This is a genomic window from Nocardia farcinica (assembly GCF_029867845.1).
In the GTDB taxonomy this organism is placed as follows: Bacteria; Actinomycetota; Actinomycetes; order Mycobacteriales; family Mycobacteriaceae; genus Nocardia; species Nocardia farcinica_A.
Genome location: NZ_JARWRU010000826.1, coordinates 1 through 8736 on the forward strand (window position 1 = coordinate 1; position 8736 = coordinate 8736).

Consider the following 8736-nt stretch of genomic DNA (forward strand, 5'->3'; position numbering starts at 1 on the left):
GGCCGCCGAGGCCGCGAAGGACACCACCGACGGCCCCGCCACCGACACCACCCACACCGGCACCGGGATGGCCACCGTCGGGCTCCTTCGTCTCGTCGCCGGTGGTGCTCAGCGTTTTCGCCGGCTGCAGCGCCTGATGGATCGAGGCCACCTGCTGCGGCAGGCTCGTCGCGAGCTGGGACAGCGGACCGAGAACCGCCATCACCTGCGAGATCGCCTGCATCGGGTCGACGTTGTCGGGGGCGTTGGTGACCGGGATCTTGGTGCCGGTCTCGGTCATGGCGGCACTGTGCACCGTCAGCTCACCGCGCGTCTTCGCCACGACGGCCAGCGCCTCGGCGATGGTCTCGGTGGTGAGGGTCACCAGGAACACCTGTCCGGCGCCGGTCGCGAGGAAGGGCGCCGACGCCGTCACCGAGGCCACGAACTTGGCGATCACCGCGGACATCTCGGCCGCGCCGCGGAACACCGAACCCGCCGCCGAGGTGACTCCGACCGAGGTCTGCGCGCTCTGCTCGGCGACCGCGGTGGTGTCCTTCGCGGCCTCGGCGGCCTTCTGCGCGGCCTCCATCGCCGCCATGCTCTGCCACAGCGACATCACCGTCTGCAGGGCCGTGGAACCAAGGGTCGTCGCGGTCTGCAAGACGCCGGAGACGACCTGCATGACCTGTGCCGGGTCGACGGGAGCGGCCTCCTGGCCGGGCGCGGGCGGCGAGGTGACCGCACCGGCCTGCGTCGCCGACGGCAGGACGCCGGTGCCGAATCCGCCGGCGAGATCGGTGAGCGGCTTGGCCAGCGCGGCCAGGTCGAGCACCGGCAGCGGCGGCAGTTCGGGCAGCGGCGGCAACCCTGGGATCTCCGGCAGCGGCGGGATGCCCAGCTCCCGCAGGACCTCGTTCACCGGCCGATCGAGCAGAGGGCCCGCCGGAGTCTGCCGGATCAGATCGAGCACCGAGGGGTCGACGGGCACACTCATGACCCGGTGACGGACCCGATGTCGGCGGCCGACGCGGCGTCGGTGAGGTCGTAGAGCGCGGCGGCCTCGTGGGCGGCCACCGCCGTCATCGCGTAGACGTGGGCCAGCTCGGCGACCGAGGTGAGATTGCTGGCCTGCGCGTAGGCGTAGGCGGCGAGAAAATCCTGACCGATCAGCCCGAAGACGGGCACCGCCGCGGCGATCGTCGCCGCCTGGTTCGTCGCTCCCGCGACGGCCACCTCGGTCGCTGTCGCGGCCGCGGTGTTCCCGTACTGCCGAATCGCGTCCGACGTAACGGCAATCCTGTCCATCCGAAACCCCCACCTGTCAGAAGGCGATTGGCACGTGCGAATTCAATGTACCAAAAGGGGATTCGCCACGCAGAGCGAGAATCGGGTGAAGAATGTGTAACGGCCACAACCGAAATGGATGAACAACCCGGTGCGGCGACTATCGCTGTGACATCTCCTCGTTGAAGGCGTTCACCAGGTCGGCCCGCTCGGTGAAGGCCTCGGCGGCCGCCCTGGCCGCGGTCTCGACCACCATCCGCTCGAACTCAGCAGGCCCCAAACGCCTTATCCCCTCGCTGAATCGGAGATCGCGCAGCGCGCCGTCGCCGTCGACCACCACGGTGACCTCACCGCCGGGCGAGCTCGCCTGCGCCCGCACCGCCGTCATCCGATCACCGAGATCACGAATCCTGTCCAGCTGCCTGCGGACCCTGTCCTCCAGCTCGTCCATCGCACTCATCGCCGCACCCGCCTCACACCGACCGCATCCAGCTCTGCGGTTCCTGCTCGTACTCCTGCTCCTCGGCGAGCTCGCGCGCGGCGACCTCCTCCGGTCTCGGCAGCCCCGTCAACGCCAGCGCCTCCGAGCTCAGTCCGGCGGCGGACAATTCGGCCCGCCGCTCCAGCCCGGCCCGATCCGCCGCCCGCCTGCACAGCCGCAGGATGTCGGCGGCCAGCTCGGCCGGATCACGGCGCAACTCGTCGGGCTCGACGGTCAACGCGGTCGGCAGGCCCTGCTCGGTGGTGACGACCGAGATCGAGCCGCTGCGGGATGTGGCTGTCGCCATGGGTCATCTCCTCTCATCCTTGATAGCTCTGACCACCACGGCGATTTCGGCGTTGATCGCCGCGGTCAACTGCTTGCCGTCGACGCCCGAGGCGACCGGAGGCCGCTCGCCGGCGATCACATAACGTCCGTCGTCGCGCACGTCGCGCCAGCGCAAGGTGCGCACCACGCGCCCGCGCGGCCCGAACCTCGAGATGCCCTGCTCGATTCGGATGCCGCCGGTTCTGGTGAGTGGGGCGGCCGAGAAGCGACGCGCCTGATCGAACTCGTCCTCCCCGGTGTCCAGCACGCCCGATCTGCCGTAGGAGTGATCGACGTGCCCGGCGAGAGTGCGTTCCTCGTCGGCCAGCACGATCCGGCCGTGCCTGCCTGCCTGCGCCTCGGGGAACGCGTCGACGATCGCCGCCGCCAAACCGACGGCATCGCACTCGGTCACCTCGTAGCCACCGCTGTCCCAGGCGGTCCGGCCGGGTAGTTGGGTCAGCACGAATCCGACATCGCCCCGACGGACTCCCAGCACCCGGACCCGCCCCTCCCCCGCATCGAAGTCGGCCGGATTCCACCCGCCGACCACCACACGCAGATCCGGCCGCGCGACGATCTCGACCAGCTCATCCAGCTCGCTGCCGTGCGCGCGGCGCACTCCGGCGCGGGCATCGGCCTTCTGTCGCACGTATTCCTCGTAGTCGACAGTGGCCGCGGTGAAGACGAAGGGCTCGGGGAGCACGTCTTCACGCATCGACTCGTAGAGCGCCACGAACTCGAGGGCGCTCAGCGTCCACTTCCGCGTCATTTCTCGACGACGGGCCGGAACGCGACAGGCGCCTCACCCAGCGCTTCTTCCAGATGCTCCGAGGAATCAAGGAAGGCGGGCCGTTTGTGCTGGTTGGCCTCGCCCGCGCTGCGCCCGGCCGCTCCCGCCGCCCCCGGTGAGCCGGGCATGCCGTGCATCGGTGTCGACGCGATGCCCGCCATCCGCCCGGCGGCGGCCGCGGTGGTGCCCGCCGTGATCCCGGCGCGCGGGAACAGCTTCGAGGCCTGGTTGACATCGCGCGCGAGCGGCGCGGCTCCCGCCGAACCCGGGCCCGCACCCGCGCCGCCCCCCGGCCCCTTGCCGGCACCGGTGGCCGCGTTCTTGAGCAGATCCGAGGTCGGCAGACTCGCGGGCATGGCGAATCCCGGCAGTCCGGCCGCCGCCTGCTGCGCCGCCTGCTGCGCGGCGGTCAACCCCTGCTGCGCGACCTGCTGTGCGGCGGACAGTCCCTGTTGCGCCGCCTGCTGGACCGCCTGCTGGGCCGCGGTGGCAGCCTGCTGCGCCTGCTGTTGTCTGGCGGCTTCCTGCTGCTGTCTGACAGCTTCCTGCTGTTGTCTGGCGAGTTCCTGCTGCTGGCGCTGATACGCCGCGGTCGCGGCCTGCTGTCGCTCCGCCAACTCACGCTGAGCGCGCTCGTAGTCCTCGGCGGCCTTCTGCTGGTTGTTCATGTCGATGGGCGCCAGCACCGCCTGGCCGCGAGTGAACGGCGAGACCGATTGGGCGCGGGTGAACGGTGGGGTGTTGGTCGGGGAGCCGGGCGGAGTGCCTGTCGGGGAGCCCTGCCGCGGACCGGGCCCGGTGGGTTTCTGCCCCGCCGGCAACCCGGTGACCGGGTTGGTCGGGACCGTGAAGGTGGGCACCGTGGAGCCCGAGGTGTTCACGTGCGGACGGTAGATGTTGTCGACGGTGTCCTTCAGCGCCTGCAGGTACTTGTAGTTTCCTGTCGAATCGTCGATGGTCCAGTGCTCCACCGGATAGAGGACGTCCGCGTGACTGGCCTCCGCCATCTCGGCCTGCAGCAGATACATCCAGGAGGCGGTGTACTCGAGATTCGCTTTGACCATCTGCATCTCGCCCGCGAGTGCCGTCGCGGACCCGCTGTACTGCTGGACGGAGCGAAACGCCTGAATTGCGCCCGGTCCGTCCCATTGAGTGTCCTTGATGCCCTTCAGCGCCACGCCGAGTGAGCCGAAGTGGTTGGTCAGCTGGGTCGCCATGAAGTCCCAGATGATCGACGCGTCCGCAGCCTTGCGGTACTTGTCTCGCACCGAATTGTAGAAATCGAGAACTTGCTGCGGTGAGAATCCCTGAGCGGTCTCGCCCGCGATCGGGATGGAGCGGTCGGGGGTACCGCCGCCGGAGCCCGACGGCTTCTCGACCCGTCCTGTCTCCGTGATTTTTTCGGAATCGATGACGGTGACCCGAGTGTTGGGCGTCGAACCCAGATCCGCCGGCTTGGTGGTCAGTTTCAAACTCTCGAGCTCTTCGACCGAGTCGGCTTCGGCGCCGTCGTAGGCCTTGCCCGCGGCGACGAAGGACTCGTGGATGTCGCCCAGGATGTCGATGTGCTGGTCCAGGATCGTGCGGAACTCGGTGGCTTTCGACGACAGCAGAGTCGCGAGATTCAATCCCGACAGCTGGTTCGAGAATCCGGGCGTGGCGTACTTCCCGGGTAGATCATCGACGCTGTCGATGTGCACTCTGATCGCGCGCAGCGCACCGACGAGCGAGTTGACCGCGGTGGCGGCCTTCAGCGCCGCGCCCGGCTCGACCGAGATCGTGCCGGTGGATTGAAATCGGCTCGGCTCGTCTTTCGTATCGCCCACGAATCGCTCCCCACTGCTCGAGTTCCGGTGGCGCACCGAGGCCACCGGATGCTGGACACTGCTGCGTGATCGCGGCCGACCGCGATCGCCGGGGTCCAGCGCGTCCTTCGGCCATCCCCTGCCCATAGTGACAGAAGCATCCGGCGACCGCAGCCATGATCCCCCGCCCTAGGCCGAATGCGAAGGGCCATCGATGAAGTCGCGCGTAGGCGTTCACAACCCCGTCGGGTCGGCGGCCTGGGACCACACCGCGAGCCCGTGTGCGCGACGCTCGTCCCTGGTCACGAAATCGTGAACGGTGCCGAGGAAGTCCTTGGAGCTGACGGGGTCGGCGTCCGGGTCGGCGGCGGTGGCGAAGGTCCACTCCGACAGCCGCAGCCGCTGGTCGCCGCGTTCGACGCTCAGGTGGGATCTGGTGTTGCGGTGGGTCCGCCAGAAGCGCACGGCGGCCTGGTCGTCCAATGTCACCGTGGTGGCGCCGGATTGGAGGATGTAGGCGCTGTTGTCCGCGTCGACGTAGAAGGCGACCGGCTTGCCCGAGCACGTGCCGAGCAGGCCCGCGGTGGGCGCGGACGGTGACTTCGGGCGCAGCTCGCCCAGCACGCGGCCGGTGTCGGTGTCGTATCGCACCCAGCGGAAGCGGTCGTTGCGCGTCAGCCAGATCTCGGGCATTCAGCGCACCCCGAGCAGCCGGTTCACCCGGGCGCTGGTGCGTCCGGCTCCCTTGATGATGTCCATCGGCGTCTTGCCTCTCACGTCGTGCAGGAATTCGTAGGTTGGGCCGACCGGGTCGCCGTAGTGGCGGATGTTGCGTCGCTCGGCCCAGATGTTGAGCACCCTCGGCAGCTTCGCACGGGTGGCCGTCTTCATGGCGTTGCGCTCGTCGATGGCCCAGCGCGCCACGGTCGCGGCGTCCTCGCCCGCCGCCACTCTGGCCAGTCCGCGCTCGGTGATGCCGCGCACCGTGTCGACGTACTCCTGTCTGGCGGCCCCGATCGGGCCGAAGGTGCGCAGGGTGCGCCACCAGCCGCGGCCGCAGGAGGCGAGGCCGAGCGGGTCGACCCAGGTGTGCGGATTGTGGACGTAGGCGTGCGCGTCGGCCGGGTTCGGCGCGAGGCCGAGCGGGTCGGGTGTGGTGTAGGCGGCTGTGACGGGGTCGTAGTAGCGGTGCCGGTTGTAGTGCAGGCCGGTTTCGGCGTCGTGGTACTGGCCTGCGAAGCGCAGCGCGGTGGCGGCGTGGCCGTTCCACCAGGTGCGTCCCCACACCGTGGCCGAGGCCCAGCCCGCCACCGCGCCGGTGCGCGGGTCGATCAACTCGGTGGGCGCGCCCGCCAGATCGGTGACGATGGCGTAGAACTCGGTGTCGACGGCCGACCGGCCCGCGTGCGCCGGGTGGCTTGCGGGTGCGGGAGCGCCGTGGGTGCGGCTGTACTGGGTGAGCGGCTCGCCGGTCTCCGGGTGGTGCACCCAGTGCCACTCGGTGATCGAGGGCGTCGGACCGGCGGCGCGGTCCTGCTGGAAGACGAGTTCGTCGCCGTCCCAGCCGAAGACGACGGTGTGGGACACCGTGCCCGCGCGATCGGTGCGCACCTTCGAGACCCGGCGGCCGAAGGCGTCGTAGCCGTAGCGCCAGACGGTGCCGTCGGGGGCCGCGACCGTGCGGATCTGCCCGGTCGCGGTGTGGGTGAACTCGAACACCTCCGGCTTGTGCGACAGCCTGGTGCGGACCACGCGGACCAGGCGTCCGGCGGCGTCGTAGCGGTACCGGCGACGCCCGAGCTCGGTGACCAGCGTCCCGGCGGAGGCCACCGGTCCCGTCCGTGCGGGTTCGTCGGCGTCTGGTGCGAGGGTGAGCACGCCGGCGCGGTCGTAGCCGTAACGCTCGGGCGGGATCGGAGCGCGGTCGGCGGTGGCCGCGGTGATACGGCCCGCCGGGTCGAGCTCGACGCGCGCCGCGCCGCGCAGCAGGTCCTGGCCGCCGGTGACATAGCCGTCGGACCGGTAGGTCCAGGTGCGGCCTGCGACGACGCCGCCGCCCGCGCGCACGTGCTGGGCGATGATCCGGTCCCGTTCGTCGTAGCGGCGGTCGACGACGGCGGCGCCGACCGCGCGGGCGATCTCGTTGCCGCCGCGGTCGTAGCCGAACCGGACGAGGTCGGCGGGGCCGTGCCCGTCGTCGCTCGCCACACCGGCCAGCAGGCCGGTCTCGTCGCGCGTGAACACCGTGCGCCTGCCGAGTCCGGCGCCGGGCACCGCCCTGGTGTCGACGATCCGCTGGGTGCGCCTGCCCGCGCGGTCGTAGTCGACGGCCACGGTGATGTCACCGATCCGCTCGGTGAGCACCCGGCCCGCCGCGTCGCGGGTGAACCGCACGATCGCGTCGGGATTGGCCGCCTCGACCAGGTCGCCGTGCCGGTCGTACCGGTAGGTGGTGACGCCGTCGTCGGTGTGCTCCTCGACCACGCGGCCCGACACGTCGTAGACGAAGCGGGTCATCCGTCCGGTCGCGTCGGTGGTGGCACGGATGCGGCCCGCCGAGTCGTGGACGTAGGTCGTGCGGGCGCCGTTGTAGTCGGTTTCGGCGATCAGCCTGCCCGCGTCGTCGTACTCGTAGCGCCACACCAGCCCGCTCGGGTTGGTCACCGAGGTGATCTGCATCTGGGTGTCGTATGCGATGCGCAGCACGGCGCCGTCGGCGCCGGTCACCTCGCTCGGCGCGTCGAGCACGGTGTAGGCGGTGGTGGCGGTGTTGCCCGCCTCGTCGGTGCGCGCGAGCTCGTTGCCCTCGGCGTCATAGGTCCAGGTCAGCACGGTGCCGTCCGGGTTGCGCCTGGTGAGCGGCTTGCCGGTGGGCGTCCAGGTGTAGCCGGTGGTCCTGCCCAGCGGGTCGGTCAGCGCCGTGAGGCGGCCGAACGCGTCGCGTTCGTAGGTCCAGACGCGATCGCCGGGGGCGCGGACCAGGATCGGCAGACCGTTGCCGTCGCAGTCGATCTCGGTGACCGCACCGGTGGGATCGATCACGCGGCGCAGCACCGATCCCTCCCGCCGCGCTTCGTAGTCGTACCGCTCGCGCGCGCCGTCCGGGCCGACGACGGCGACGGTGTTGCCCAGCTCGTCGGATTCGTAGGTCCAGGTGCGTCCGCCCGGGCCGACCTCGCGCAGTGGCTCGCCCCAGCGGCCCCTGGTGATCGTGGTGCTCGCCCCGTCCGGTGTGGTGACCGCGGTGATCAGGCCGTACCGGTCGCGGGTGTAGCCGGTCACCGCGCCGGAGGGATCGACCTCACGCACCACCTGGTGCGCGGCGTCGCGGTCGAAGGTGCGCACCCCGCCGACGGGATCGATGATCTGCCAGACGTCGCCCCTGGCGTCGGCGCGGAAGACCAGCAGGCGCAGCCTGCCGAAGGCACGGTCCTCGCGGGCCGTCGAGCGGTCGGCCGCCGCGCGCGGGCCGCGACGCGCGATCTCGGCCACGGCGGGCATGGCGCACAGCGCGTCGAGCACCGGTTCCGGGTCGAATCCGGCGGGCAGGCCCGTCGGGGAGGCGTCCAGCTCGCGGACGGTCTCCACCAGCACGGTCCACCGCCCGCCGGGCGGGGCGTCCGGCAGGCCGTCGGCGCCGTAGACGAAGGCGTTGGCGTAGACGCCGCCGGTTCCCACCTGGGCGACGCAGCGGCCGAGTTCGTCGTAGCGGTGGTGATAGGAGACGCCGTTGCGGTCGGTCCACGACAGCAGCCGGTGGGCCTGGTCGTAGGTGTAGCGCGACTCGGCGCCCGAGGCGTCGGCGACCGCGAGCAGGTCTCCGGCGTCGGAATACCGGTAGGCGGCCACCGGGACGACGGTGTCACCTGCCTCGAGGCGCAGTTCGGTGACCCGGCCGGAGCGCGGGTCGGTCGGCGTGCGCAGCACCGCCCCGCCGGAATGACGGACGGCCGCGACCGAGCCGTCGGGGCCGTATTCGAAGTCCAGTAGCCTGCCGCCCCCGTGCCGCACCGTGGTGAACGGCACGACGGTGGGACCGGCCGCGGTCGCGACGCCCCGGGCGG

The 8736-nt window shown here is 70.9% G+C and carries 8 protein-coding genes; all 8 read right to left on the reverse strand.

Annotated features, from left to right (window positions below; translation table 11 throughout):
- The coding region (locus QH283_RS17925; protein WP_280504140.1) for a hypothetical protein at window positions 1-976 on the reverse strand (976 nt) is incomplete at its 3' end.
- The gene (locus QH283_RS17930) at window positions 973-1287 is read right to left on the reverse strand and encodes a type VII secretion target (RefSeq protein WP_280504141.1); all 315 of its coding nucleotides are present in this window, start codon (window positions 1285-1287) and stop codon (window positions 973-975) included. The genes QH283_RS17925 and QH283_RS17930, both read right to left, overlap by 4 nt.
- A gap of 139 nt (window positions 1288-1426) precedes the next feature.
- Complete coding sequence (locus QH283_RS17935) at window positions 1427-1726, reverse strand: YbaB/EbfC family nucleoid-associated protein (protein ID WP_280504142.1); 300 nt, start codon at window positions 1724-1726, stop codon at window positions 1427-1429.
- 13 nt (window positions 1727-1739) lie between these two features.
- Window positions 1740-2054 (reverse strand): hypothetical protein, encoded by a 315-nt coding sequence (locus QH283_RS17940; protein WP_280504143.1) that lies wholly within the window; start codon window positions 2052-2054, stop codon window positions 1740-1742.
- Window positions 2055-2057: 3 nt separating this feature from the next.
- A complete protein-coding gene (locus QH283_RS17945) occupies window positions 2058-2846 on the reverse strand; it encodes an ESX secretion-associated protein EspG (protein WP_280504144.1) in 789 nt (262 codons plus the stop codon).
- Window positions 2843-4693 (reverse strand): hypothetical protein, encoded by a 1851-nt coding sequence (locus QH283_RS17950; RefSeq protein ID WP_280504145.1) that lies wholly within the window; start codon window positions 4691-4693, stop codon window positions 2843-2845. Before QH283_RS17950 ends, QH283_RS17945 begins: the two co-directional genes overlap by 4 nt.
- Window positions 4694-4906: 213 nt before the next feature.
- The gene (locus QH283_RS17955) at window positions 4907-5365 is read right to left on the reverse strand and encodes a hypothetical protein (RefSeq protein ID WP_280504146.1); all 459 of its coding nucleotides are present in this window, start codon (window positions 5363-5365) and stop codon (window positions 4907-4909) included.
- Window positions 5366-8736 (reverse strand): RHS repeat-associated core domain-containing protein (locus QH283_RS17960; protein ID WP_280504147.1); only part of this gene is annotated, 3371 nt, incomplete at its 5' end. It lies immediately after the preceding gene.